Source organism: Butyrivibrio sp. XBB1001, from assembly GCF_000424505.1.
Lineage (GTDB): Bacteria > Bacillota > Clostridia > Lachnospirales > Lachnospiraceae > Butyrivibrio.
Genome location: NZ_AUKA01000017.1, coordinates 1 through 25,568, shown reverse-complemented (window position 1 = coordinate 25,568; position 25,568 = coordinate 1). Strand labels below are relative to the sequence as shown.

Here is a 25,568-nt window from a genome sequence, read left to right as displayed (position 1 = left end):
ACGTGCGCCGCTAGGCGCACATTAAAAAGCCCGGAGGCTCTCCTCCAGGCTTTTTGCTTTTTTTATTTTGTATAAAGACGCCTATATAGTAATAAACTGCCTTGTACTATCATTAAGCTTTTCTGTAACATCGTTGTTTGTATCCATAGCCGAGCTGATACCACTGATCTCGTCGACAATATCCTGTGAATGTTCTGCAGACTGATTGATTGCTTCTGAAGCCTGCTCTACAGATTCTGAGATAGATGTTACAGAATCTGCCATCTCACTCATAATTGTGTTAAGACTCTGGGACTGAGTTGAAATGCCATCCAGCATTTCATTGATAAGTCTTGCTGTCTCTTCGTATTTCTCACCGGTATCTACAAAGGCATCGTAATCTGCAAGAACTGTCGTGTTGATGAACTCAAGCACCTGATTGGCGTTAGTTGCAAGAGATGTAACAGCCTCTGTAACTTCATTACTGATAACCTGGATATTTCCAGCAGTCTGACGGGAATTCTCAGCTAGTGAGCTAATCTCCGAAGCAACAACCGCAAATCCCTTTCCTGCTTCTCCAGCTCTTGCTGCCTCAATAGATGCATTGAGGGCCAGAAGGTTTGTCTGTGATGCAATATCAAGGATTACCTTTGTAAGTTCGTTGATCTGTGCAACCTTCTCACTATCTTTAACTGATTGCTCAAGAACAGTCGATAATTCTTCCATCTTGGCTCCAGTGTTGTCCTTCTTGTTCTGTGCATCTTCCTTGATAACAATAGCCTCAGCCCTTATTTCCTCAGCCTTGGCTGTTCCATCCTCTACGCCTCCGTTAATGCTATCAGTAGCGTCCTTAACACTTTCAAGCTTGTCATTCATAACGCGCGCTGAGTCGGACACATTCTGCATGCTAGCAGACAACTCTTCTAACGCTGCAGAAGTGTTTGTAATATTGTCACTAGCCAGCATGATCTGGCTTGTCATATTCTCAGAAGACTCAGTAAGTACAACTGTTCCATCCTTGACCTGCCTTAGGATGCCCTGAAGGGTCTCTATAAATAGGTTAAAGCCATCTTTGATAAGTACAAGCTCAGATGAAGTCTGGGTTTCAACCCTTGCATTAAGATTACCCTTATTATTCTGAATATCACTGATGATTCCATTGATCTCATCTGCCATCTGGTTAACCTTACGTCCAATGGACCTATAATTCCAGAACAAGAAGGCAATGATAAATATCACATAAACAACCACAATTACATTGACAATCATAACTGCAGATCTTGTATTAGCACGAACATAGTTCTGAGTTGCGTTCTGAATAGTTACCAGCTCTTCATTTAAGATAACCAGCTGCTCTTTCATGTTAGCAAGCTGAGTTGATGCGTCACCATATACAACACCTAAAATTGTATTGACATCTCCCTCCTTGGCTGCTTTCATAACTGCCTGATAACCTGCTTTATAAGGAGTATAATTCTCCTGCAGGATAGCAGCCGCCTGTTGAGCAGTACTACCTGCACTTGTAACAACTGCCATGGTAGAATTGATTCCTTCCACAGCCGCATCCATCTCGGCAATGCATTTTTCCATTTCTGATAGTTTTCCATCCAGCTGTCCAATAGCTACGATTGTGTCATACATAGCCGCAAAGGCAAATCCATCATTATCCAGAATACGCATATCTACTTCAAATACACGAATATCATCCATGACTCCTTCTACCATTGTAGAAGTACCTATGGATGTGGATGTAATATCATTCATTTGCCCAATAACAATAAAGATAGAAACAACAAATAGCAGCAATAAAGCCGCATATGAAATGCCACTCATTCCTGCTACCGTCTTGAAAAATGGTATTTTTTTCTGATTATTTTTTGTAGCCATTGTTGTCTCCTTTTTAACATCATCTGCAACCGTAAAATCTGTATCAGTTCACTAAAAATCTTACACCACGGACGATGGTGCTTCTAGATTTCTCGACGATTTTTAATACTAATTTTAGTGTTTTTACAAATATTGCATTAAATCTTAAATTAATAATTTGCACGTCTACGATGTCAAAGAGACCACATTAATTACATATCTATATCTTCTTGCTCCTGCTCAGGACTGCTATCATTGTCATCATCATCATAGGACATGAACTCTCTGCCAGAAATGCGGTTTTCCTTACGCTGATTCTCAACTTTCTCAGACAAGAGCTCTTTTACATCCCTTGAATGGCAGACAGCCTCAATAACGAAGTTCTTAAGAGTCTTGTCTGAAGTCTTAAGTTCTATAGAACCAAGGCCTAATATTCTCTGTCCAAGTGTCTGCTTGAGACTGATGTCCAGCACTCTGTAGAGTCTTACCTCGTCCTCTGTTATGTTAAAGAAACCTCTTTTTACAAATAGTCTGTCCTCAGAAACTGAAAATACTGTAAAGGAAAAAGGAAATCCCAGGAATGTGTGTTTCCGGTCCTTCCAGAGAATGTTCCCCTCTTGCTTTAAGCTCTTTCTCTTTCTATTGAGAACTGCTGATAAGATAGTAAGTACTACAAATGCCGCAACCACGGCGATCAAAACAATAAGTGTTATTTCTAATGCTCTGTTTTCCATTATGTAACGCTCCCTCCAAGCTATGATGACTTATTATATCACAAAAGTTTTTTTAATATAGGTATTAACAAATGTACTAAAATGCGATAATATTTTTACATAAGGGCAATAAGGCCCCACAAACACAATTTTCTTTTGGAGGAAAAAATATGAATAAGACAGAACTCGTTGAAGCTATCGCAAAGGCTACAAAGCTCAGCAAGAAGGACAGCGAGAAGGCTGTAAAGGCTTTCACAGAAGTTGTTACTAAGGAGCTTAAGAAGAAGGGCAAAGTTCAGCTCGTTGGCTTCGGAACATTTGAGACTGCAAAGAGAGCAGCTAGAACAGGTAAGAATCCTCAGACTGGCGCTACACTTAAGATTCCTGCAGCTACAGTTCCTAAGTTCAAAGCTGGTAAGGCTCTCAAGGAAGCTGTTAACAAGAAATAATAAAAAGCGATTTTAAAAGGCAGTCGGTTTGCACCGGCTGCCTTTTTATCATAATATCGTTTGAGACTTTATTAAAGATCAAACTTGGAAACAAAGTCCTGCAGATCCTGAGCGTTGCTAGCAAGCTTATCAGAAGCTTCTGCAACCTCATGTGAAGAAGCTGTCTGCTCCTCTGATGCAGCTGATACGTTCTGGGTCTCATCTGCAACGTTGGCACTCATATCCTCAATCTTGCTGATGTTACTTGCGATAGTCTCTGTTCCTTCTGAAAGCTGAGTTACAATCTCGCTCATTCTCTCTGACTGTTCAGAAATTGAATATACCATGTCAACAATGTTACTGAAGGTATTACCTGCCTCGTTTACAGTTTCTGTACCTTCTACAACATTCTCTGCGCCCTGACGCATAGCAGAAACTGCTTCATCAGAATTCTTCATGATCTCTTCAATAAGCTCTGTGATCTTGGATGCTGCATCATTAGACTGATCTGCCAGCTTACTGATCTCACTTGCAACAACTGCAAAGCCTTTACCCATTTCGCCTGCTCTTGCAGCCTCAATGCTGGCGTTAAGAGAAAGGAGGTTTGTCTGGCTTGCAATTTCTGCAATTGTATCAACAAAGGTATCTATACTCTTAAGCTGCTCGCCAAGTGCTTCTACTACAGTAGCTGTGCTCTCTACAGAATCCTTAATAGATTCCATCATGTTGGTGGCATTTGTCATATCTGCAGCGCCCTTCTTGGCAGCTTCATTAGTAGTCTTTATCATCTCAGTGGTCTTGCCGATAGCATCCTGGAATTCCTGCATGTTATCAACAAAGGTCTTGGTCTCATTGCTGGCACCAGCAACAGCAGTAATCTGACCTGAACAGGATTCAGCAACCGACGTACAGGAAGTAGCTACCATTTCACTGGCCTTGGCAGACTGTGAAGCGCTTGCGGAAAGTTCCTCAGAAGCAGAAGCAACATAAGCAGTAGTATCTGAAATCTTCATCATCAGATCTCTTATGTTGGTATGCATAAGGTCAAGAGCCGTTGCAATCTGACCAATCTCATTATGTTCCTTGGCAGGAAGCTGTCTAACCTTCTCCATATGCTCATTATCCGTGAAATCATTGTTAGACATGCGAACCATCTGGTCAGTAGCAAGGATAAGTGGAGCAGTGATTCTTTTACCCATATAAACAGCAATTGCGATACCAATAATGAGAAGAACTATCATTACTATAACGCTGCTTGTAATAGAGCTTGTAAGTGATTTATTAGACTCATTTGTGTACTCGCTCTTAAGGGTATCAATATAGTCAACCCATACACCAGTACCCATAACCCAGTCAAAAGGCTCGAAATAAGCAGTATAATTGATCTTAGGAAGTGGCTCAGTCTCATTGGGCTTGGCAAACATAAGATTTGTATATCCGCCGCCTTCCTGAAGACCATTCTTGATCATTTCCTGAATAAAGTAAGTTCCATTAGGGTCAACACTGTCCCATCTTGACTGCCCTTCAGTATCACGGCCCAAGAGAACCACATTGACACCTTTGGATGTATCTACCCAGAAATATCCTGCGCCATCGTTGTATTTAAGCTCTCTGATAATATCAGCGGACTCTTTCTGCGCTTCTTCCATGGTCATCTCGCCAGCCTGATATCTTTCATACATAACCTGGCAGATGCTCATAGCTTCTTGAGTCTCGTTTTTAAGCTCATTCATGATATCTTCACGGAGTCTCTCCTCGTAAGCTTCAACCTGCAAAGAATTAGTTGAGACGGTATTATACATGTTGAAACCTGCAATGGAAATTGCTGTTATCACAACTGCCAGAAAGATTGAGCCTACTATAGGCAACATTAAAGAACCACTTTTCTTTTCCATACTATTTTGTTCCTTTCCGCAGCAAAATTATCGAAATTTCGCCATCCGTTCTTTGACTATACCATATCTAAGGTCCATAAAATAGGTAAAAAAGCTTACCTATGTATTAAGATTTCATAAACATAAGTATGAATTCGAAAAAACAACACCAGAGTGTAAAATCATCACTATCCTAATGCCTATTTAAGCCCTTTTAACATCTGCTTGTTTTCATACATTTCCTTGTCAGCCCGCTCAAATACATCGTTTACTACCAGGTCTTTTCCTGGCTGATAAATACCTACTCCGGAAGCCAGAACCGGCCCTGAACCAGACTTTTGATTTTCAAGCACCTGGCTGCGCAATTTGTCCACAAGTTCCTCTTTATTGTAGTAATCATCGCCGCGCAAAAATACAGTAAATTCATCACCACCTACTCTAAAGACGGGACTATGGACAAAAATATTGCACAACAGCTTAGCGCAGGCTTTTATATATTCATCGCCTGCTGCATGACCCATAGTATCATTTATCTTTTTAAGATTATTGGCATCACAAACAATGAGCCCATATGGAAGGTAGTCCATGCCATTGTCCATATTGCCCTGAATGGACTCCTCCAGCTCCTTGTAAGCATTCTTATTTTTAACACCTGTTAGTTCATCTCGCCTTGCAAGTTCTTTCTCAGTCTTAAGTTCTATTAGGTGCTGTTTTTCTCTTTGAATTTCTTCGTTAATATTTTCAACACCAATGATAAAATGTGACCCATCGCTGCTCTTTCTGGCTGTCATTCTGGTATATTGAGACTTTCCGCCACTTATTATGCGGTAATTTATGCTAGTGCTCTTATGGGTATTTAATGTAGACAGCAAAGAGTCCCTATTTATAAATTCAACAAGGCTTTCCTGATCCTGCTCATGGATCAGCTTTGGAATGTTTTCATAACAGTCGTTATAGAAATCTGCCCCTACTTCTCCTATTTCTAGCTGTCCATAGATGTTATTTACTTCATAGCCCACAAAGCTAGAGTTTTCAACATTCACATAGTAGATTGCATCGTAATTGGAAGCCAGGCTTTCTGCAATCTGACTAAATGTTACAGTTTTTTCCTGATTTTCAGTGCGTTCCTTCTCTGCCTGAAGCTCATATTCTATATCCTTCTCATAAAGGATAATGTGCTGCCCATCTCCAGCCCACATATAGGTGAACATGTAATACCTTGGCTCTTCTTTTACCATGACCCTGAATTTAAAAGAGAAGGACCTTTTTCCTTCAATGTTACTTTTCATTGCTTCTTTGGTAAAAAAGCTGGTGGCATAGTCTTTATCCTCTGGATACACCTTTTTTTCTGCATTTTTCAGAAGATCATTGTAGAAATTTTTACCGGACTTAGCAAAATTCAGTGGTTCATATTCTTTGCATCTTGCAAACTCAAGATATTCACCACTCTCAATATCAAAATAGAAAATTGCCTCATAATCCTCTGCCATTACAGAAGCAATATGATCCTGTATCTTTTTTTCTTTTCTCTCTCCTGCTTCCACATAAGAATGTATCATGCAGGTTCCAACCATAAGTCCAATTACATACACCGGGAAAAATGACACAAGAATCTGGAAAAATATAGAGACGCCGAAAATAACGCTAGTCACAGCAACCGCCATATACCTTACCTTCTGGCGGCCACTTGATCTGCGCGCTATAACCAGCATATAGATAGAAACAACTAAATAGAACACCCATTGAAGGGTAGATGTAATATATCTGCCTTGTCCTGGGATATATTCATGGGACTCGTTAAAATAAAACAAAAAGTGGAAAAACCGGTTGAACTGCAGTCCCACAATTCCAAAAATAAACATGGCCCACACTATGCTTAGCAGGAGTTTACTCCGGACACCACTATTCTTGTCCAGATAAACCACCATATATCTCGCCCAGGTCAGCATAGTAAGCTGTATAAAGATGAAATAGAACACTGTCACCGAGTATACGAGTGCAAAAACCGCTGGCGTATCATGACGTCCATAGAAAACACCCCATAAAATCTCTATCAGGTAAAAGCAATTCACCGCAGACAGAAATTGCGCATAGCGATGCCTTACAAGTGCCTGTTCATCTCTTTCACCCTTAAAAAAGGTGTAATCTCTGAGGGTTTCCCAGTTCAGTATTAAATTAACAACTAACGCCATTGCAGCGATCACTGAATAATACATTCCGAGCCATAGCCCTCCTAAATATATTAATCATAATCGCTTTTTAATTAAATTTAAAGTTGATTTTCCGTTATTATAAAAATATAAGAATTTCATTATTTTTCTCTAAGTTATTTAATATCTCCGCTGAAATAGCAAAAGAGCGGCAATCCACTATAGGATCACCGCTTTTCAATGTTATATATATTATATAAACAATATAAGTATTGTTTATATCTCATTTTTCACCGATCATAATATCTTTAACAGCTTCTTGTCGATGCAAACAGATGCTGCAAAGGTCTTCTCTACTGAATCTTCGAACAATACAGTTACCTTGCCATCCGCTATAGTCTGGACAACGCCCTGTCCATATCTGGCATGTTCTACTTCACATCCTACGGGAAGTGTACTTTCAATCTCCTCATCAGAAAGCTCTGGAGCCTTAACCTTAGGCGTTGCAAAGGCTCTATAAATTCCAATCTTAGACTCTGGTGTAGGTCTTACTGGTCTGATAGGCTTAGCTGACTTACTGTCAGTTGATGCCACTTTTTTGGCTGCCTTAGCTTCTACCATGCAATCAAGCAGGAACTCAAGGTTCTCATTAGTAAAAAGATATATCACATGTGGAAGTCTGGGCTCTTCAGGGTTCTGTAAAAGTCCCTTATTACCGTTTCTAACAAACAGGATTGCCTTACTTCCTACTTCCTCATACTGAGAAACCATAAGTTCAATAACGTCTTTTTTGCTCTCCTTGATAACAATACCAAGATTAGCTTCATCAGCCTTTCTCTTTATCAGGTTGAAATCATTCTCGGTAGCATATAACACGAAACGGCTCTGATTAACGGTCTGAACATGCAGTGATGAACCTTTCTCTGCAAACTGCCAAGTAAAATTATCTCTGGCTCCTTCCCTCTCGAACGAATCGAGGTGCTTATCCTTGATCAGATCAAGGACTTCTTCATAGATGTACAATAGATTATTCATGGAACTCCTCACTTCTTAGACTAAAATACCCAAGATGTCAATTATACACTATAAACCCTAAACCTCAACCCCTTATCACAATCTCGTACACCCACCTCAAAAAGATTATTTGTTATTACGCGGTAACTACCACTTATTGCAAACAACTTATTTGGAAACAATAATTAAATTTGTCATATTTATAATCATTTTATCAATATTATATACTATCGGTACTCAACTTATGTTATGCTCAATATAACAATAAATTTTCACGGAGATTACGTTCATGCCACTTGCCTCAAACAATAGTCAGGAACGCAAAAAAATCGCGGAATACGTGGTTGCCAATATCGAGAAAGCATTGGAAAATGGCTGGGTTAAAGTATATTACCAGCCTGTTGTTCGCGCGCTCACAGGGCAGCTTTGCGGCGCTGAATCTCTGGCAAGATGGATCGACCCTGAAATGGGATTTCTTTCACCTGATAAATTCATAGGCGCTCTCGAAGAGAGCAGGCAGATCCACAAGCTTGACTGCTGGATTGTTAAAAAAGTCTGCTCCGACATTTCAGAGCGTATTCATAATGGCCTCGACGCAGTTCCTGTGTCCATCAACTTTTCGCGCCTTGACCTTGAAGCCACTGACATGCTCAAGGTTTTGGAGGATGCCGTGGACGAGTACGATATTCCAAGGGACTACATTCATGTTGAGATAACCGAGAGCATGATCGTATCTGACGCCGAGCTGATGTCCGGCATGATAGAGCGCTTCAGAAGCACCGGCTATGAGGTGTGGATGGATGACTTTGGAAGCGGTTATTCCTCTCTTACTGTCCTTAAGGACTATCATTTCGACACCCTTAAGCTCGATATGTCATTTCTTCGCTCCTTTGACGACAAATCCAAGGCCATAATTACTTCTACAGTTATCATGGCAAAAGAAATTGATGTCATGACGCTGGCAGAAGGCGTAGAAACCCAGGAGCAGGTGGAGTTTCTAAAAAACATCGGCTGTGGCCGACTTCAGGGCTATTATTACGGCAAACCTATGCCCATAAATGACTTTTTTGACCATATCAAAGAGAGCAAAATTGAGATTGAAAAGAGGCAGTGGCGCCATTTCTACGATGTGGCCAGCTTCTCTGCAAGGCATACTGATGAACCTTTGGCCATTTTAGAAGATGACAACGGAGTTCTCAGAACTCTTTTCATGAATGACATTTACAAAATACAGGCTTTTGGCAGATCCTACGACCAGGAAGATATCGATCAGAAAGTATTCCATTCCAACTCTCCCATAAATTCCCAGCTCAGAAAATTCGCTGATACCGTTAGTCAGAGCAAGAACCTTGAAACCTTCTACTTCACTGTTGACGGCAGCATTCTGTGCCTCAAGGGAAAAGAGATCGTGGAAAACGCCGGGAGCCATATCTACATTAGCTCCATTCGCAATATTTCTGCTGATTCAAATATTGAAAAGAGCAACAGCCTTGATTTCAGGTTAAAAGAAATAAATCACATGTTTGACACTGTGGCTCAGATCAATCCATCCAACAACACGATCATTCCGCTTGTTGGAAAATTCCGTTATATGAAGGGCAGCTCCAGCGATGGCATGGATCTTAATACCTATACCCAAAAGTTCAAAGAGGAATATATTGCGCTGGCTGACGCCAAGAAGTTTGATGTTTTCTGCGACTGGTCTACACTGAACAGCCGCATAGAAAAAAGTTCCAAAGGCTATGTCGAGAATATGTTCAGGATCAAGCAAAGTGACGGTAATTATGAGTGGAAAGGCCTATCGCTCATGCTTATTCCAGGAACAGGGGAAAAAGAATTCCTCATGTGCACAAAGCCAACTCCTGACGATACCCACTCAATCCTTAACAAAATCCAGGAATTATATAACCGCGAAGACTACGGGCTTAAGTCAGAGGACTCACAAATGTATGCAAAAATGTGGGAAAACACTGTAACTGCCTCTCATCTTAAATTCTTTTGGAAGGATAAAAACAGGAGGTTTTTGGGCGCCAGCAAAGCTTTTCTTGACTTCTACGGCTTTACCATCGACGATATCCTCGGCAAAGACGATGAGGACATGGGCTGGCATACCGACGGCAAAGTGTACAGAGACGACGAAATTGACGTTCTTACAAATGGTGCCGTGATTTCAGGCGTTCCGGGATACTGCATCGTAAAAGGCGTTGTCCATAACATCATGTGTTTCAAGACTCCTATATATGACGGCAACGAGATTACCGGCCTGATGGGCTATTTCTTTGATGTTGATGAGGAGATGGCCCGAATAGACAAGCTTTATAACGTAAAAAGAACAGACACCGTTACCGGTTGTATGAATAAAAAAGGCTTCCTTGATGCCCTTATAGATTATTCCCAGAACTACCATAATCTGGGGCGTGATTTTGCGCTTATTATACTTAGAGACACAAAGCATGCCAGAGTTGCTGCTGACTACGGAGAAGACTTTATCAAAAAGCTCTTACATCGAATGGGGCAGGAAATACTGAATGTCACAAAGGACAAATGCGCTGTAGCCCGAATGATACAGTCAGAATTTGCGCTGCTTTTATATACTGACAAGCAGTCTGAAGTTGATGAATTGTGCAGTCAGTTAAAAGAAGCTATTGAATCCATCAGAGAACTTGATGGTAACAAAATGACATTAAAGGTTAGTACTTCCTATATGTTCAGATCTGATGAGAGCGTCACCGATGAAAACATGTACCCAAGGGTCCTTGATCGGATGCAACAGTAAGCCTTAACTCAAAAAGCATATCTGCTCAGGAGGTTTTCATGAACAGTAATGATAAATCTGAAAAGTTCGACTTTTTATGGCTTGTGCTTTTTTTGATCATATTCATTAACGGTTTTGAAGCAGGCGGCTATCAGGCCAGTCTTCGAAGCATCGGGCAAAACTACGATCTTTCCGAGACCTCCAAAGGCCTCTTTGCAGCCACAGAGCTCTTTGCCACAATGCTTGCACCGCTTATCCTCGGGGCATGGGCAGACGCCAACGTTAAAACAAAGTGTATAAAGCTCCTGCTGGTGATCCAGTTTGTGGCCGCCGCAGGAATCCAGATAATTGGTCTACAAAGTGCATTTGTTGTAGGTGTGTTCTTTCTTGGCTTAACCACCAGTGCACTTCAGTTCATATCCATCGCTGCTCTTGCAGACTCCTATCCCATCAGCGGCAGCAAAAAAATTGGATTCATGACCTCAATGTATGCCCTTGGAGCTTTGGTGGCTCCTCTTGTTGTTGAGTATTATCTTAGTCTTGGACTTACATGGAAAGTTCTTTTTGCCATCCTCGCAGTGGGAAGCCTCATCTCTTTTGCCGGAATCATGGCCTCAGGAGAGGGAAAAAGAGAAGTTTCCGCCAAGGAAGAAACTTCAGATGAATCTACAAAAAAAGAAACAGAATTCTTCCTCATTGGAATCCTGCTTCTTTGCGTTATCATGTGCATCTATGTTGGATTTGAAAACGGCTTCGCGTACTTTGTAGAAACTCTGTTCGCGGACGTTTTGGACTCAGGCCTCGGCCGCTACGCCCTCTCAGCATTCTGGGCGATGATGATCCCTTCGAGAGTATTCGTGGGCTATTTTGCTAAAAGAGCCAGAGCCATCCTGCTTACTGCCCTTGTGGCAATTCCACTTCTCACCGTCCTTGTAGCTCTTATAGATAACAGCCTCGTGGTATTTGCGCTCTGCATCCCTCTTGGATTTGCCAGCGGCGCCATCTATCCATGCGTCCTCAATATGATGATTCCTTTCGCCGGGAAAAACACCGCCTTTTCAACAGGCATGATCACCACTGCAACGGGCATCGGCGGCGTCCTTTTCACCGCCCTCACCGGTTTCAACGCAGAGCGCCTGGGAATGAGAATGGCCATTGGAATCCTGGCCGCCTTTTATATCTTCTCAATTGCCGCAGCTATCTGCGCCGGTAGGATGTACCTGAAGAGAGGCCAAGGCACCAATGGTGCCTCTTAAACCTCGTCTTGAACATGCTTGATGAGACTGCAAAGCCCCTGCCCCCGCTCAGCGCCACATTCCCTACGCAGGGACCTTGCGCCGTTCAAAAAAGAGTTTTTTGGCGTAAGAAGGAGCTGACGGATTTATGCGCCTTCCAAAAGCGTCCCAAAATCCTGTTTACGAATTACCTGTCCGAAGCTCGATCCCAGAATCCTGGATTTGGCAAGAGATTTGATCTTACTCGCGACAAAGAAGTTCACATTTTCTTAGATGCTCCCGCAGCCTTTCTTTTAAAGCGCATGCTGCAGCGTAAACTTGCAGGACGGGAAGAAACTGTATATATGGAAATGCCATCTGACGCCATGCGTCATTAAAAAATGCGAAATCAACTTCTTCAAGTGTACTTGAAAGATTGATTTCGCATTTTTGTTAACGCCCGCTTTGCGGGCTATGGCATTTCCTATTGTGTTTATGCTACCCGTCCTGCTTCAGACAACGCTTCGCATGCGTGGGAAAGGCTGCTTTGGTAGCATTAGAAAATGGAACTTCTTTATAACGCTCGCAAGTATCAAATCCACCCGCCAAATAGATTCTGGGACGAGCTGAGTTTAATTCGTAGGATTTTGGGGCATCTTTTGGAAGGCCATAAATCCCAGCGAAAGAACCGACAAAAAATCTTTTTGAACAAGCAAAATTCCCCCTGCGAGCGTAGAATGGGCAGGGGGAAGAGGGTGGTTTATTTTACTTGGCTGCGGCGAATCCTTTTTCGAGGTCGGCGATGATGTCGTCGATGTGCTCTGTGCCGATTGAGAGTCTGATGGTGCTCTGAGTAATGCCCTGGTCAGCAAGTTCTTCGTCGTTGAGCTGAGAGTGAGTTGTTGTTGCGGGGTGGATTACAAGGCTCTTAACATCTGCTACGTTTGCAAGAAGTGAAAAGATCTCGAGATTGTCGATGAACTTCCATGCTGCCTCTTTGCCGCCCTTGATCTCAAAAGTAAAAATTGATGCTCCTCCGTTAGGGAAATATTTCTCATAGAGGGCGTGATCAGGATGATCTGGTAGAGATGGGTGATTTACCTTCTCAACCTGTGGGTGTCTTGAGAGGAACTCCACTACCTTCTTTGTATTCTCCGCATGTCTGTCAAGACGAAGTGACAAAGTCTCAACTCCCTGAAGAAGAAGGAATGCGTTAAATGGAGAAATAGTTGCTCCAGTATCTCTTAAGAGAATTGCTCTAATATAGGTCACGAAGGCTGCTGGTCCAACTGCATCATAGAAAGATACTCCGTGATAGCTTGGGTTTGGAGATGCAATCTGAGGATAATTTCCACTCTCCTTGTAGTTAAACTTACCTGACTCTACGATGATTCCACCAAGTGTTGTTCCATGACCACCAATAAACTTTGTAGCTGAGTGAACTACAATGTCAGCACCATGCTCGATTGGTCTGATAAGATATGGTGTTCCAAAGGTATTATCTATAACAAGAGGAAGACCATGCTTGTGAGCGATCTCAGCAATTGCATCAATATCCGGAATATCGCTGTTTGGATTACCAAGAGTTTCAAGGTATATAGCTCTTGTATTTGGCTTGATAGCGCCTTCTACCTCTGCAAGGTCATGTGCATCAACAAAGGTTGTTGAAATTCCATACTGTGGAAGTGTATGTGCCAAAAGGTTGTAGCTGCCACCATAGATTGTCTTCTGGGCAACAATATGTCCACCATTTGCAGCAAGTGCCTGAATTGTATAGGTGATAGCTGCTGCGCCGGAAGCTACTGCAAGAGCTGCGCTGCCGCCTTCAAGGGCTGCGAGTCTCTTTTCGAGAACATCCTGTGTTGAGTTTGTAAGTCTGCCGTAGATATTACCTGCATCAGCAAGTCCGAATCTGTCTGCCGCATGCTGTGAATTTCTAAATACATAAGAAGTTGTCTGATAAATTGGAACTGCTCTAGCATCTGTTGCTGGATCTGGCTGTTCCTGTCCTACATGTAACTGAAGTGTCTCAAATCTGTAATTGCTCATACCTTAAATCCTCCTCCTGGCTTGCTCATTCGCGTTTTTTGTATTGGAATGATTTTAAAATGTATTTACCTACTATGTCAATATACTTTATCATAATAAAGAGTTATCACTTGCGATAACTTCTGCTGATTATTGAATTATTTAAATATGGTATATTATGATATAGGTGTCAAAAGACAACTATGAGGAATAAGCAATTTACATAAAGATAAAAGACAAGGAGTAGCAACAGACTATGTTTTCAACGAAAGGACGTTACGCCCTTAGAGTAATGATAGATTTAGCTCAGCAAGAAAGCGACGATTTCATTCCACTTAAGGATATCGCTGAACGCCAGGATATTTCCAAAAAGTATCTGGAGATCATAGCTAAAGAGATGGTAAAGGGCGGACTTATTGTAGGTGCCAGCGGCAAGCATGGCGGCTATAAACTCTGTAAAGAGCCTTCAGCGTACTCCGTTGGAGAGATAATAGAGCTGATGGAAGGCCCCTTTGCTCCTGTAGCATGCCTTCAGGATGAAAACTACAATTGTGACAAAGCAAGCAAATGCAAGACTCTGCCCATGTGGAGAGAGTTCTACGAGCTTGAGAAGAATTTCTTTTACAGTAAAAAGCTTAGTGACCTCCTCTAATTCTTGTCAAAAGAGATCCAGAGTACTATCAAGATATATCTCTTCCCGGACCTTTAGCTGATACTTAGGCTTAGTCATGTAATGCAAAAGAAATTCCAATATTATAGCGCTTCCCAGACTTCTACCTTCTATCTTGAAGTTAGAAAAACCAGCTGGAATATATGTATCCTGGATGTCGTCTACTCCGATGAATCCAGGATTTTCCATTGCCAGAGAGAATTTATAACCTTCACTTGCCTTTGGTGAGCGGCATATATGATCTTCGCAATCTTCGCCAAGGCTCTTTCTGCTTACGTTTTCATAGCACTTTTTTCTGTCTGTGCAACCATAATAGCAGCATTCATTGCAGAGAAACTCTACCTTTTTCTTTAAGTCTGGCGATAGCTCTTTTAACCTATCCATATCCTTGTTCAGTCTGAAATCAGGGACCACGTAGTCAAATTCAGGCCTGCTTAACTCTTTTTCCAAGTCTCCAAAATCAGTCAGAACCTTAGTCGTAGATGAAACAAAATAAAAGTCAGGATATTCATTTTTTATGTAATCAAGAAGAAGGTCTGAATGGATAATAACGCCATTTTGGACTCCACCTGTCTTTTCAAACAAACGGCATAGGTCATTGCACCTTTTATCCGCAAGGTGCTCTTCCCTGATCAGAGAATTGCTAAAGGTAAGCCTTGCAGAAATCTCATATTCCTTCATAAGCTCAGCCACATCATATGCTCCTTCATCACCAAAGCCGACACGGCCCCCGCCCCAGATACAATCTGCAGGCGCACCGTAAATAGAACCTATTTCGCACCAGTCGTAGAAATAGGCTCTATGTTCCCTGAATAAGGGCAAAAAGACCTTGTAAAAATCATAAAATTCAAAAAGACCAGGCAAATGATAATATGCCTTTGCAACAGGAAAATCCATTTATTTCTCCACATCTAATTTGCATTGTTTATCGTCCCACATAAGTTTTGTTATTGAATATTGGCCTCTTTCGTATCCATAGGATTCGCCGTCATCCTCGTAAAGGTTAAAAGAAGCATCTTTACCCGGATATACCTTTTTTTCTATCGTTCCATCTTCTTCGGCAAGTGGAATAATGCTGCCTGCCACTGCAAATACTGCAATCCTGTCGATAGGACACTCATATTCTATCCTTCTTCCGCCCTCATAAAACTTGCCTGTATAGTAGTCATACCAGTTATTACCTGCTGGCAAATATATAGAAATAGTATCTTTAGGGCTTACCACGGGGCAGATCATAAGACCTGGGCCAAACATATACTGATCAGAAATTTCGCGAATGCCCTCTTCATCCGGATAATCAAAGAATAAGGGCCTGATGATCATGCCATCATCTAAACACGCCGCCGCTCCAACAGAATAGATATATGGAATAAGCCTGTATCTTCCCTTAATAGTAGCTACAATTGCTTCATAATACTGATCACCCTTATCGCCAAAGGCCCAGGGCTCCCTACTCACATCTGTTCCGTGAGATCTGAATATTGGTAAAAAAGCTGCAAACTCAAGCCATCTTACATAGAGCTTTTTGTACTCGTCAGTAATTCCCTCATATTCGCCGTTCCAGTACCACTGAAATCCCCTTTTTACAAAGAAAGCTCCTGCATCCAACGTCCAATAGGGCATTCCGCTTGCCGCCATCTGAAGGCCAGCTCTCACCTGCCTTTTAAGGCAATCCCAGCTAGCAGAAACATCGCCTGACCATAATATGGTTCCATATTTCTGGCTTCCTGCCCATCCACTTCTGGTAAGGTTTACAACTCTTTTATCCGGTCTTGCGCAAATAAGCCCTTCCCATATGGTCATGGCATGATACAGGCCATAGGAATTAGCCATTTCAAGCGGCATGATATTTCCTGCATCTGTCCTGAATTCACAGTATTTTTCACCGTCCTCCGGTTCTATATGATGCTCCCACTCAGGCGTTATAGGCTCACTTGAATCGCACCAAAAGGCGTCCACCCCTGACGGAAGGAGGTTTCTCTCAACCTGGGAGAAATAGAGCTTTCTGGCCTCTTCATTGAACGCGTCATAAATATCAGTCCCCGGTAAAAGATAATTCTTTTCCTTAAACTCCTTATTATCCTCCGTATTAGGGCTCATGTTTGGCCAAATGGACATCATAAAATGGATTCCCATATCATGAAGCTCATCTGTCATCTCTTTTGGAGATGGGAATCTGGATCTGTCAAAGCTCTTTTGCCCCCATTTCCCATCTTCCCAGCTGAGCCAGTCAAGGACGATGCAATCTATTCCAATCTTTCTCTTTTTAAACTCTCTTGCTACATCCAGGATCTCTCCCTGGCTTTTATACCTCTCCTTGGACTGAATATATCCGTAAGCCCATTTGGGAAGCATTGCTGCTCGTCCTGTAAGTTTCCTAAAGCCCTTGATTACTGCTGGAAGCGTATCTCCCGGAATAAAGTAGTAATCCAGATAGTAGTCTGCTTCAGTCTGGATATAGGCTTCTCCATTCTTTTCAGAAAAAAGTGCCAGGGAATTGGTGCTGAGAAGTATTCCGTAATTATTGGTTGAAACCACCATAGGAATTGCAATCTTCCTGTTTGCCTGATGTATGTAATAGGTACTGCCCCTTAAGTTCCATTCACCATTTTCGCCCTGTCCAAAACCAATCAGCATTTCTTCTGGTTCAAACTCAAAATAAGTCCTTGTCTTGTAGGCTATTCCATATTCTTCCTTATCCGCAGCCTTTATCTTTTTCTTAATACCATCAGCTGTTTCTATTTCTTCAACTACAGCGCTGTTGTTATCAGCTACTTTGTAAAGACTTATCTTTTCCAGCTGTCTCGGACAAGTACGTCTCTCTGATAAAATTGTTTTCCCCTTTTTATCAACGTATGTGACGGCGCCTGTTTCCTCGTTTATTCTGACCAGGATATATTTAGTATCAATTATTGTCTCGTTCTGCCCCTGAATGATCTCATGATCTTTTTCTACCTGGACATTGCACATCCCTTTGCCCTGTCTTGCATCAAATACTCCATCCACAGAAAAGGATGTCCTTACGATGCCACAATCCATTATGGTTAACCTTAAAGTCCCATTTTTTGTTTTTAAATAAAAGCTGTTGTCATCAATATTTATCATGTCTTATGCCTCGTTTTATTTAGATATACTCAATGATAGCACACAACTTGCGTCTTTAAAAAAAGATAGTATAATGTGTAATGTTTTTTTGTTATATCGAGGTATTATTTATGAAATATTTAAAACAGTTTTTGATCATTCTTGCAGTTTCACTTATGGGCGAGATATGCAAGGCAATCCTTCCACTCCCTATCCCTGCAAGTATTTATGGGATGGTATTTATGTTTATTTTCCTTTTGACAGGCCTTATAAAGCTCGATCAGGTAAGAGATGCAGGCAAGTTCCTTATTGAAATAATGCCTGTTATGTTTATTCCGGCAGGCGTAGGACTCATGTCCTCCTGGGGTGTACTTAAGAGCGTTCTGATTCCGGTATCTGTCATCACTGTGATCACAATCTTTACAGTAATGGCCGCAACCGGGCTTGTTTCTCAGGTTATTATCCGCAGAGGCCACAAAAAGATAAATAGTAAAAAGGAGGAAGCATAATGGGCGAGTTTATGCAAAACAGCGCTTATGCAGGAGTCACAATAAGTCTTCTCTCCTACAGCATCGGTGCCTATCTTAAGAAGAAATTTGGATACGGATTTCTTAATCCACTTCTTATATCTATAATAGCAACCATCTTATTTTTACTGGCCTGTGGCGTCGACTACGATACCTACAATGAAGGTGCCAAGTACCTTAGCTGGCTCTTGACGCCTGCTACAGTTTGCCTTGCTATACCTTTATACGAAGAATGGGAGCTTTTGAAAAATAATGCCAAGGCTGTAATGCTTGGAATATTCTCTGGTGTTCTGACAAGCCTTGTGACTGTATTTGTGCTGGCAAAGCTCATGGGACTTTCTCACGAGAGCTATGTGACACTTCTTCCCAAGTCCATCACAACAGCCATAGGCATGGGTGTATCAGAGGAACTTGGCGGCTATGTAACTATCACAGTTGCGGTTATTGTTATAACCGGAGTTTTGGGAAATATATTTGGTGAATTTATCTGTAAGATCTTCCGAATCCATGAACCTATATCTAAGGGCCTTGCCCTTGGAACTGCAGCTCATGCTATTGGCACTGCCAAGGCCATGGAAATCGGAGAAATAGAAGGTGCTATGAGTTCCCTTTCAATAGCTGTTGCCGGTATACTAACTGTAATCTTTGCAACAGTATTTGCCGGGCTCATCTGATCATTCTCTTATCATCATCAGAGCCACAGCAATCAATATCATTGATGAAATCCAAATGGTTCCAATGCCTAGCTGTCCGGATAGGACTCCTCCTATTCCGGCTCCTATGGCGAATATAACGATAATTCCAAAGAAATGAAGTGACTTAAATAGAGCAGCCTTCTCTTTTGTTCGCATAAACTTAGACAGGCTCTCTGTTCCGCTTCTCAGGTTTCCAATACACATGGTGCTGGCATATCCGTATCCATGCACCTTTCTAAAGGTCTGAACCTGCATCGCACAGGCAAAAGAAACCAGCATATTAGCGATCACGTTAAAAGATGCCGGTAAAAATCCCACTACAAGCAGCATAATGATCTCAACCAGCAAAACTATCTGTCTCCAGTGGATCTTAGGGCTTCTTTTAAATCTGCTCTCAATTCTCTCTGCCAGAAACACTCCCGCAGCAAATGATATAAGCGGTAAAAGATAGTGTAGACCCTTACCCCACTGTCCCATCATAAAATTCTGGCTCATAAGAACCACATTACCTGTCTGTGCATTGGCAAATACACTGCCTCGCACATTGTATGTATACGCATCCTGCAATCCACCGGAAAATGATAACAGCGCGCTTAATCTAAAACTCTCAGACTTCTGCATTTGTGTCTCCTGATATTTCGTCCTTGTCTGAAATTGTCTTTGGAGCAAGTTCTTTTTTCTCGTTCTTTATTTCCCAATGGATCAAAAATGTAAGAACAGCTCTAAGGGTTATGATGGCTCCCAGAATCCCGAGCTCAGCCCATTCTCTTACTACTACTGTCCTTAGCACCTCTCCTCCAAGCTTGAATTCAAGGGCAAGAGCAATTCCCTGTGCCAACTGAAGTCTAATGGATTCATCCTTTTTAAGCCAAAAGACAAAACTCTTAATGGCTGTAAATACCAGGATACATATTCCAAATAGTTCCAAAAGAAGTGTGGAAAATTCAACTATATAGCGAAGATATGTTTCTGCATTCAGATAAATATTCTCCATAGCTCATCCTCCATGGCAATCTCTACTGACTTATGTATAACTTTATTATAGTTAAAGCCTTGATTTATCGCAAATCTATAACGTTTTCGAGATTTTATATTTTTTTTATTTTATCAACAGAAAATGTACATATTCATAAGTTAAACTAGATTGATATTGGAGGTTGTTCCATGAACATAGATAAGAATTTTGGTAAAAAACAGAAAACAATAAATGCTGTGATCTACAATGGTAAGTATGTAGACCCCAGCATTATTAGAAAAAAGATTCTGTCAGTTACTGCAGCTATAGCAGCGCTGATTTGCTTTGTTGTGCTATTTATTTTGTGATCGCCTGTTATTTTATATCGACATTTCCAAGATTGCACTCAACCTTGATAGTTCCCTTATCTCCAGTCTGCTTATAAGAGCTATCTACCTTTTCCTTGCCTATTCTGACATCACCTAAAGACGCAGATACTTCAACGGAATAGTCCTTAACATCTTCTTCCAGGGTTATGTCCACATTGCCCATGGAATTTGTGATATCAAGATCTGTAGCATCACATTTGCTGATTTCCACATCGCCCATATTGGCTTCTATAGAAATCTTCTCAGAAGAGCATTTATTTACCTCAATATTACCCATGTTACCTGTCAGTGAGATTTCTTTTGCCACAATATCATCCACATTCAGATCTCCGATAGCAAGCTCAACTATAAAGCTATCCATTTCATTATCCCTTGGAATCTCGATTGTGAGCTTGTTGTCTGTCTTTAGGTTTGCTTTCTTGACCTTCTGATTCTGCTTGATCAAAAGAGCTCCTGTATTCTCGTCATAATCAAACACCGGCCTGAAGTTCTCATCGCCTTTATATTCAACTTTATACTCTTTGCCCTCTTCAATCTTGATGTTCAAAAGAGCAGCATCTATGTCAAGTTTCTTTATTTCTCCAGTAATATTGAAATCTTCGTTAACTACTTCTCCCTCGTTGTAGAGGTGGGTCTTGATGCCCCAAAATACAGCGGCTACAGTAATCACTACAAGAACAAACATAAATGCCTTATTCATTTAGCTTCACCTCCCTCACGATTTCCTGTCAGGATCCTTCCAAGTGGTTTGCGGATAATTCCAGCGATAGGCCATATAAGCCAGGTTGAACCCCAGTTAAAGGATGAAAAACTGATGATCAGGTAAATGCAAAGAACTATTTTCCAGTACATTGACATGAAGTCCTTCGCATATTCATTGACATAGTTCTTTCTGGCCTTTTTAACCGGTTCAAAGTCACCAGCCATGGTCTTTACATCATTGAGAGATAAGAGCTTGTCATATGCAGAGTCCTTGGCTCCTGAAAAGATAATGAGCAGAACTCCAACACCTGCGCAGATAAAGATCATTGAAGGGCCGATGCCTTCTGTGAGAAAAGGAAATGTTTCTCCAAAGATTGTGCTGAAGGCTATAACAGGAATTATGCTAAGTACACAGATTATTATGCCTATTGTAAGGATGCTGCCGCGAAGGATTGCATTGTCCTCCTTCTCCCTTGCAAGATACTCAGCAGTAGAAAAATCAATGGCGCAAGGCTCTTTTTGAAGAAATTTCCACTGGCTCATCATAACTGAGGAAAAGATAAACATTCCCACACCAGCAGCAGCCAGAAGGAACATTAGTATCACACCTATTCCTACAACGCCTTCTCTTCCGATCATATCTCCGATTGTAGAAAAAAGAATTGGTCCAACCATAGCAAAGCAGCACAGCATAACACCAAGACCAATAGTAAATCTCTGGCGGGTTACGTCTCTGATATAATCAAGGACCTCTTCCTGGCACAGAACTCTTGTATCTGAGTCAACTGCCTCACTTACAACCTTATCTATTCCAAGGCTCTCTGCCAGTTCATCCAGATTACCAAACTCTGAGATAACTGTTCCAACTGCCTCATTCTCTGTCTTGCCCTCATTTATAAGCTCTGTATATTTGTCTTCCATCATAGAGTAAAGCTCGTCCTTGGCCTTTTTTACCTCGACTGTATTTGGAAGATTCGCAAACATTGTCTCCAGATAATTTTTAATTGTATCCATAATCACTTATCTCCTCTGATAAACTTTTCAACCACTTCTTTTGTAAGATTCCACTCAGCACATTTTTCCATGTAGTACTGTTTCCCCAACTCGGTTATCCTGTAGTAGGTTCTCTTCTTGCCGTTCTCTGCGCTTTGCGCATAGGATTCGACATATCCATTTTTCTCCATTCTGGTAAACGCGGAATAAAGAGTTGTCTCTTTTATAATGTATTTGTCCTCTGAAAGAGCCCTGATCCGTTTGGAAATCTCGTATCCATAAGAAGGTTCATCCAGGAGGATAAATAGGATAATGGTGTCATTATATCCGCGAATTACATCGCTACTGATCTCTACCATCCCATAAATCACATCCTCTCTTAAAATGTGTATTTCATACGACTATCGTACTATGACAGATGTACTATGTCTGTCGTAGTATATCTGACGTAGTAAATATACCACGGCTATCGTAGTATGTCAACACATCGTCAAAAATATTTTTTAAAAATAGCAAAAAAGCATTTGAAAAGCGTCACAAACCGCGTTGCTACGTTGTTTCTATAGTGATAGAATATTTTTAATTATTTTGGGAATGAGAGGAGAAAGACGATGAAAAATCTAAAAAAGAAATTATTGATCGGTACTACTATAGGTCTTGCCTGCCTGGTCCTTGGCGCATGTACAAATAACCAGAAAGATGGCTCTACAGAAGCAGTTTCTACAGAGAATAATTCAACAGAAGCTATATCAAAGGGCGCAGAATCTACCAATGTTTCTTCTGTAGATTCTTCTTCCGATGCTAATGATGCTCCTAATGAGGCTACAGATGCGGCTTCTTTGGAAGCTACCAATGTGGAGGAGTCTTCCTCAGCAACTTCCGCTTCTGTCACCAAAACAGACGGCTCATCTACAATAGAAAAAGACAAGGCAATTGACTCTTCTACTGTAGATGTGAGCCTTGGAGATCACTATGACAATCCTCCAGTAACAGATTTACCTGACCCAACTGTAGAAGTCAGATGATTTTTTGACTACCTTCCTTGTTTTTCAAAGTGGTTGTAAATCGCGCTTATACCAAAGCAGAGGATACCACTTACCAGGAAGCTGATTGCGCGTCCAATGGTATTCTCATAGGTTATGTCGATCATAATAAACTTTGCAACGCAGATCATAGACAAGATAAGTCCGTAGAGCCTTAGCTCTTTGGCTCCAAAGGTCTTGTTAAAGCCCACAGCAATGCACACGATAGCAAAGAGCAGAATGGCAACGCTGACTACAAATCCCTCTGCATCATAGCCAAAAAGGCTGACAAGAAGGATTATTCCAAACTTGATGCCTGCGTAGAGCTTTTCACTGCCACCAGAAGCAAAGTGTCTTGGAAGGTTAATGCAGGCAAGTGCCACAGTAAATACAATGTACAGGCCCTGTAATACAGGGGAATCCACATTTTCTATATTGTAAAGTCCCACCAGCATTCCTATAGCATTGAAAATGTTAAGGACAGTGCTGATCTGTTTATCCTTGTTACCCGCGCTGTCATGGTCAAACTTAAGAAAGATCATGGCAGCGTTAAATATTCCCATAGGAGTTATAACTAAAAGTTCTCTTAGTTCTGCATATTTCGCCAGGCTGTCTTCCAGCGCAGTAAACAAGAATAATCCCATACAGACCTGAGTCATAACATAAAAGATAATCTTGCTGAGAGCATATTTGTTGACCACGAATGCCTCAAAGATAAACACTACTACAGCAAATATAAAGGCCGCTCCATAGAAAAGGACACTGCTATTACCAATAAGCTCTAAAATGATCATTGCAGCTGCAAGAATCGCTGCCTGGTTTCTAAAGCCTTTTATATCTCTCCTGATTCCATAAAGAGCTACCGCAAGAAAGGCCACAAATATGATTCCTGTATCAAAGAATTCCTCGTAGTTAAAGCAAATTCGAATCAAACCTACGATGATCCAGCCAGTTGTCCAGGCAATGTTAAAAGACCTTACGTAGGGCTTGTCACTCTTTGAAATGCCCATTAAAAGAGCTGCCTCTGCCACAACTACTATGGCGAAGAAAACAATAATGTCAAGCCATGTAGCCGTATTAACACAATCTCCAAATAGCATATAGGAGGAAGCAAGGGCTATAGCGCTTCCAAAGGCCATGAATGTATTATCTGCATCTTCTGTAAGCAGATTCCCAAATAGGAAATATGCATAATAACCTGCACTTATAAGCATCAAAACAATTGCTGCAATAGTCAGAGGAACACCAATACTAATCTTGTCTCCTATCACAACAGCAAAATAAAAGATGATTCCCAAATTAATGCAACTTTGAATAAGACGCTGGGTCTTATTCTTCCAGAAGGCAAACTGGAAGGCTCCGCCCAGTATGCATAAATAGAAGAGCATAGGAATAACCAGTGCTGTATCTTTGATTCCTGCGCCCAGGAAGGCCGATATCACAAATCCTGCATCGCCTATAGTCTGGAAGAGTCTGCTTTCTTTTCTGCCTATTATAAGAACAACTGCGGCCCAGATAAACAAAAGAATATACATAAGCAGATCATTTATAACCTCAAAATGTATCCTGGTGACTAGAACCGACAGGTAGGTGCATCCAAGACCACAAGCAAGAAGGGCTGTAAAAAACGTATTCTCCGGCTTTTTAACATGCTGAAAATATGCTCCAATTGTGAGGCCTATGCTGACTGTAAACATCATTGTGATCTTAACCCCATCATTCATGTAAGGAATGATGAGACTTGCAAACAAAACAAGAGCTATAAAGATCAGGATACTTGCCAAAACTCCCATAAGATGCTTACCAATCCAGGATTCTGTGGATGATTTCCTGACTGGTGCCTGATATAACTGGGGTTGTGGCTGCACTGTAGTTCTAACCTGAGGCTGTGGTTGTTGCTGTGGTGCCTGCTGGTAAATTGGCTGTGCTACAGTTCTAGCCTGAGGCTGATATAGTTGCGGTTGCGGCTGCGGCTGCATCTGTGGCGCCACCCCTTGTTGTCTCTTTAATTCTTCAATTGTATTTGACGCTTGATCTAAGCGATTTTGAATCTGACTGACCTGGAACCTGATGGTACTAAGTTCCCTCTCCAACTCTTCAATCTGTCCCATACACTTCTCCCCTGATTATTATCGTATAAAAAAATAAGTGTAGCCTTTAATTATAATTGAACTAAGTCGCTGCGCGACGGCCTGCCAAGGCTGTGCGCAGCGTTTTTACTTTTAGAAAGGCGGTAGATAGTGACTCCTAAAAGGAGTATTGTTTAAGTTACCACACCAAAACAAAACCACTACTTCCGCCTATGAAAAGATTAACATTTTCTGTATTTCTTCACAACTCTTTACTGCTGAGAGTCCGCCCTCCTCCGGAAGAATGTTTTTTATCACTGAAAATATTTAATTCTGGAGGATTTTTAATGAATAACGAAATTAGAAAGCAACTCAAAGAGGAGTGCTTTATCAGAAACTTATCACCGCGAACCTGCAGTATATATGAGTATCATATCAGCA

General features: G+C 41.4%; 22 protein-coding genes. 8 read left to right on the top strand and 14 right to left on the bottom strand.

Going from position 1 to position 25,568, the window contains the following annotated elements; genetic code table 11:
• Nucleotides 1-81: 81 nt before the first annotated feature.
• Complete coding sequence (locus G631_RS0113170) at nt 82-1,866, bottom strand: methyl-accepting chemotaxis protein (RefSeq protein WP_026489855.1); 1,785 nt, start codon at nt 1,864-1,866, stop codon at nt 82-84.
• Nucleotides 1,867-2,057: 191 nt separating this feature from the next.
• Nucleotides 2,058-2,579 (bottom strand): PH domain-containing protein, encoded by a 522-nt coding sequence (locus G631_RS0113165; RefSeq protein ID WP_081671355.1) that lies wholly within the window; start codon nt 2,577-2,579, stop codon nt 2,058-2,060.
• Between the two features lie 149 nt (nt 2,580-2,728).
• Here G631_RS0113165 and G631_RS0113160 point away from each other — a divergent pair, with 149 nt between their 5' ends.
• Nucleotides 2,729-3,007: an HU family DNA-binding protein gene (locus tag G631_RS0113160; RefSeq protein ID WP_026489853.1), complete on the top strand. Its 279-nt coding sequence runs from the start codon at nt 2,729-2,731 to the stop codon at nt 3,005-3,007.
• Nucleotides 3,008-3,078: 71 nt separating this feature from the next.
• On the opposite strand, the gene G631_RS0113155 is transcribed toward G631_RS0113160, so the two are convergent.
• The 3 genes from G631_RS0113155 to G631_RS0113145 all read right to left on the bottom strand — a co-directional run bounded on the left by G631_RS0113155 (nt 3,079) and on the right by G631_RS0113145 (nt 8,045).
• The gene (locus G631_RS0113155; protein WP_026489852.1) at nt 3,079-4,881 is read right to left on the bottom strand and encodes a methyl-accepting chemotaxis protein; all 1,803 of its coding nucleotides are present in this window, start codon (nt 4,879-4,881) and stop codon (nt 3,079-3,081) included.
• A gap of 179 nt (nt 4,882-5,060) precedes the next feature.
• A complete protein-coding gene (locus G631_RS0113150; RefSeq protein ID WP_026489851.1) occupies nt 5,061-7,076 on the bottom strand; it encodes a diguanylate cyclase domain-containing protein in 2,016 nt (671 codons plus the stop codon).
• 231 nt (nt 7,077-7,307) lie between these two features.
• Nucleotides 7,308-8,045: a hypothetical protein gene (locus tag G631_RS0113145; protein ID WP_026489850.1), complete on the bottom strand. Its 738-nt coding sequence runs from the start codon at nt 8,043-8,045 to the stop codon at nt 7,308-7,310.
• A gap of 268 nt (nt 8,046-8,313) precedes the next feature.
• On the opposite strand from G631_RS0113145, the gene G631_RS20345 reads away from it, so the two are divergent.
• Nucleotides 8,314-10,800, top strand: a complete 2,487-nt coding sequence (locus G631_RS20345) for an EAL domain-containing protein (RefSeq protein WP_051197237.1) — start codon at nt 8,314-8,316, stop codon at nt 10,798-10,800.
• Between the two features lie 38 nt (nt 10,801-10,838).
• Nucleotides 10,839-12,035, top strand: a complete 1,197-nt coding sequence (locus G631_RS0113135) for an MFS transporter (protein WP_026489849.1) — start codon at nt 10,839-10,841, stop codon at nt 12,033-12,035.
• A 723-nt stretch (nt 12,036-12,758) separates the two neighbouring features.
• On the opposite strand, the gene G631_RS0113125 is transcribed toward G631_RS0113135, so the two are convergent.
• A complete protein-coding gene (locus G631_RS0113125) occupies nt 12,759-14,042 on the bottom strand; it encodes an O-acetylhomoserine aminocarboxypropyltransferase/cysteine synthase family protein (protein ID WP_026489847.1) in 1,284 nt (427 codons plus the stop codon).
• Between the two features lie 235 nt (nt 14,043-14,277).
• On the opposite strand from G631_RS0113125, the gene G631_RS0113120 reads away from it, so the two are divergent.
• Nucleotides 14,278-14,673 carry an RrF2 family transcriptional regulator gene (locus G631_RS0113120; RefSeq protein WP_026489846.1) on the top strand — a complete coding sequence of 132 codons (396 nt, stop codon included), beginning with the start codon at nt 14,278-14,280 and terminating at the stop codon, nt 14,671-14,673.
• A gap of 6 nt (nt 14,674-14,679) precedes the next feature.
• Here the strand turns inward: G631_RS0113120 and G631_RS0113115 are convergent, their stop codons facing one another.
• Both G631_RS0113115 and G631_RS19210 read right to left on the bottom strand, forming a co-directional pair.
• Nucleotides 14,680-15,588 carry a hypothetical protein gene (locus tag G631_RS0113115; protein ID WP_026489845.1) on the bottom strand — a complete coding sequence of 303 codons (909 nt, stop codon included), beginning with the start codon at nt 15,586-15,588 and terminating at the stop codon, nt 14,680-14,682.
• Nucleotides 15,589-17,796: a glycoside hydrolase family 31 protein gene (locus G631_RS19210; protein WP_051197235.1), complete on the bottom strand. Its 2,208-nt coding sequence runs from the start codon at nt 17,794-17,796 to the stop codon at nt 15,589-15,591.
• Between the two features lie 110 nt (nt 17,797-17,906).
• Here G631_RS19210 and G631_RS0113105 point away from each other — a divergent pair, with 110 nt between their 5' ends.
• Together G631_RS0113105 and G631_RS0113100 are read left to right on the top strand one after the other, a co-directional pair.
• Nucleotides 17,907-18,284: a CidA/LrgA family protein gene (locus G631_RS0113105; RefSeq protein WP_026489844.1), complete on the top strand. Its 378-nt coding sequence runs from the start codon at nt 17,907-17,909 to the stop codon at nt 18,282-18,284.
• Complete coding sequence (locus G631_RS0113100; RefSeq protein WP_026489843.1) at nt 18,284-18,976, top strand: LrgB family protein; 693 nt, start codon at nt 18,284-18,286, stop codon at nt 18,974-18,976. The genes G631_RS0113105 and G631_RS0113100 overlap by 1 nt, the downstream gene beginning before the upstream one ends.
• Here G631_RS0113100 and G631_RS0113095 read toward each other — a convergent pair whose 3' ends face one another.
• Together G631_RS0113095 and G631_RS19205 are read right to left on the bottom strand one after the other, a co-directional pair.
• Entirely contained in the window at nt 18,977-19,618 is a 642-nt protein-coding gene (locus G631_RS0113095) for a YoaK family protein (protein ID WP_026489842.1), read from the bottom strand. It abuts the gene before it with no gap.
• Nucleotides 19,605-19,991, bottom strand: a complete 387-nt coding sequence (locus G631_RS19205; RefSeq protein ID WP_035789829.1) for a DUF1622 domain-containing protein — start codon at nt 19,989-19,991, stop codon at nt 19,605-19,607. The genes G631_RS0113095 and G631_RS19205 overlap by 14 nt, the downstream gene beginning before the upstream one ends.
• A gap of 170 nt (nt 19,992-20,161) precedes the next feature.
• On the opposite strand from G631_RS19205, the gene G631_RS20975 reads away from it, so the two are divergent.
• Nucleotides 20,162-20,320 (top strand): hypothetical protein, encoded by a 159-nt coding sequence (locus G631_RS20975; protein ID WP_155833923.1) that lies wholly within the window; start codon nt 20,162-20,164, stop codon nt 20,318-20,320.
• A gap of 7 nt (nt 20,321-20,327) precedes the next feature.
• Here the strand turns inward: G631_RS20975 and G631_RS0113080 are convergent, their stop codons facing one another.
• From G631_RS0113080 to G631_RS0113070, 3 genes are read right to left on the bottom strand one after another with little or no spacing between them, the layout of a single operon-like run.
• Nucleotides 20,328-21,041 carry a DUF4097 family beta strand repeat-containing protein gene (locus G631_RS0113080; protein WP_026489841.1) on the bottom strand — a complete coding sequence of 238 codons (714 nt, stop codon included), beginning with the start codon at nt 21,039-21,041 and terminating at the stop codon, nt 20,328-20,330.
• Complete coding sequence (locus tag G631_RS0113075) at nt 21,038-22,057, bottom strand: permease prefix domain 1-containing protein (protein WP_026489840.1); 1,020 nt, start codon at nt 22,055-22,057, stop codon at nt 21,038-21,040. The genes G631_RS0113080 and G631_RS0113075 overlap by 4 nt, the downstream gene beginning before the upstream one ends.
• 2 nt (nt 22,058-22,059) lie before the next feature.
• The gene (locus tag G631_RS0113070) at nt 22,060-22,395 is read right to left on the bottom strand and encodes a PadR family transcriptional regulator (protein WP_026489839.1); all 336 of its coding nucleotides are present in this window, start codon (nt 22,393-22,395) and stop codon (nt 22,060-22,062) included.
• Between the two features lie 252 nt (nt 22,396-22,647).
• Between G631_RS0113070 and G631_RS0113065 the strand changes: the two genes are divergently transcribed.
• The gene (locus G631_RS0113065) at nt 22,648-23,061 is read left to right on the top strand and encodes a hypothetical protein (RefSeq protein ID WP_026489838.1); all 414 of its coding nucleotides are present in this window, start codon (nt 22,648-22,650) and stop codon (nt 23,059-23,061) included.
• Nucleotides 23,062-23,069: 8 nt separating this feature from the next.
• Here G631_RS0113065 and G631_RS0113060 read toward each other — a convergent pair whose 3' ends face one another.
• Nucleotides 23,070-25,169, bottom strand: coding sequence for a DUF2339 domain-containing protein (locus G631_RS0113060; RefSeq protein WP_026489837.1), 2,100 nt, complete (start codon nt 25,167-25,169; stop codon nt 23,070-23,072).
• Between the last annotated feature and the right edge of the window lie 399 nt (nt 25,170-25,568).

Excerpts from the sequence above, each read along its gene's own strand:
- G631_RS0113170 (WP_026489855.1), bottom strand. The coding sequence starts at position 1,866 with ATGGCTACAAAAAATAATCAGAAAAAAATACCATTTTTCAAGACGGTA.
- G631_RS0113165 (WP_081671355.1), bottom strand. The coding sequence starts at position 2,579 with ATGGAAAACAGAGCATTAGAAATAACACTTATTGTTTTGATCGCCGTG.
- G631_RS0113160 (WP_026489853.1), top strand. The coding sequence starts at position 2,729 with ATGAATAAGACAGAACTCGTTGAAGCTATCGCAAAGGCTACAAAGCTC.
- G631_RS0113155 (WP_026489852.1), bottom strand. The coding sequence starts at position 4,881 with ATGGAAAAGAAAAGTGGTTCTTTAATGTTGCCTATAGTAGGCTCAATC.
- G631_RS0113150 (WP_026489851.1), bottom strand. The coding sequence starts at position 7,076 with ATGTATTATTCAGTGATCGCTGCAATGGCGTTAGTTGTTAATTTAATA.
- G631_RS0113145 (WP_026489850.1), bottom strand. The coding sequence starts at position 8,045 with ATGAATAATCTATTGTACATCTATGAAGAAGTCCTTGATCTGATCAAG.
- G631_RS20345 (WP_051197237.1), top strand. The coding sequence starts at position 8,314 with ATGCCACTTGCCTCAAACAATAGTCAGGAACGCAAAAAAATCGCGGAA.
- G631_RS0113135 (WP_026489849.1), top strand. The coding sequence starts at position 10,839 with ATGAACAGTAATGATAAATCTGAAAAGTTCGACTTTTTATGGCTTGTG.
- G631_RS0113125 (WP_026489847.1), bottom strand. The coding sequence starts at position 14,042 with ATGAGCAATTACAGATTTGAGACACTTCAGTTACATGTAGGACAGGAA.
- G631_RS0113120 (WP_026489846.1), top strand. The coding sequence starts at position 14,278 with ATGTTTTCAACGAAAGGACGTTACGCCCTTAGAGTAATGATAGATTTA.
- G631_RS0113115 (WP_026489845.1), bottom strand. The coding sequence starts at position 15,588 with ATGGATTTTCCTGTTGCAAAGGCATATTATCATTTGCCTGGTCTTTTT.
- G631_RS19210 (WP_051197235.1), bottom strand. The coding sequence starts at position 17,796 with ATGATAAATATTGATGACAACAGCTTTTATTTAAAAACAAAAAATGGG.
- G631_RS0113105 (WP_026489844.1), top strand. The coding sequence starts at position 17,907 with ATGAAATATTTAAAACAGTTTTTGATCATTCTTGCAGTTTCACTTATG.
- G631_RS0113100 (WP_026489843.1), top strand. The coding sequence starts at position 18,284 with ATGGGCGAGTTTATGCAAAACAGCGCTTATGCAGGAGTCACAATAAGT.
- G631_RS0113095 (WP_026489842.1), bottom strand. The coding sequence starts at position 19,618 with ATGCAGAAGTCTGAGAGTTTTAGATTAAGCGCGCTGTTATCATTTTCC.
- G631_RS19205 (WP_035789829.1), bottom strand. The coding sequence starts at position 19,991 with ATGGAGAATATTTATCTGAATGCAGAAACATATCTTCGCTATATAGTT.
- G631_RS20975 (WP_155833923.1), top strand. The coding sequence starts at position 20,162 with ATGAACATAGATAAGAATTTTGGTAAAAAACAGAAAACAATAAATGCT.
- G631_RS0113080 (WP_026489841.1), bottom strand. The coding sequence starts at position 21,041 with ATGAATAAGGCATTTATGTTTGTTCTTGTAGTGATTACTGTAGCCGCT.
- G631_RS0113075 (WP_026489840.1), bottom strand. The coding sequence starts at position 22,057 with ATGGATACAATTAAAAATTATCTGGAGACAATGTTTGCGAATCTTCCA.
- G631_RS0113070 (WP_026489839.1), bottom strand. The coding sequence starts at position 22,395 with ATGGTAGAGATCAGTAGCGATGTAATTCGCGGATATAATGACACCATT.
- G631_RS0113065 (WP_026489838.1), top strand. The coding sequence starts at position 22,648 with ATGAAAAATCTAAAAAAGAAATTATTGATCGGTACTACTATAGGTCTT.
- G631_RS0113060 (WP_026489837.1), bottom strand. The coding sequence starts at position 25,169 with ATGGGACAGATTGAAGAGTTGGAGAGGGAACTTAGTACCATCAGGTTC.